Annotated in this window: 1 pseudogene; it reads left to right on the top strand. The window is 55.9% G+C overall.

Annotation, left to right across the window (positions count from 1 at the left end):
* Positions 1–211, top strand: a pseudogene (locus tag ADM33_RS11530) (peptidase); the annotation flags it as partial.

Raw genomic sequence — 211 nt, 5'->3', positions numbered from 1 at the left:
TGCGCTGATTGAGGCTGAAGCTGATGCTACCGCGCTTGTTGATGCTGAGGCACTTGCTACTGCGCTGGTTGATGCTGAAGCTGATGCTACCGCGCTTGTTGATGCTGAAGCTGAAGCGACTGCACTTGTTGATGCTGAGGCACTTGCTACCGCGCTGGTTGATGCTGAAGCTGAAGCGACCGCGCTGGTTGATGCTGAAGCTGAAGCGACC

It is taken from the genome of Streptococcus oralis (assembly GCF_001075875.1).
Classification (GTDB): Bacteria; Bacillota; Bacilli; order Lactobacillales; family Streptococcaceae; genus Streptococcus; species Streptococcus oralis_I.
Note: the sequence above shows the minus strand (reverse complement) of the source record. Positions and strands in the feature narration are given on the sequence as shown.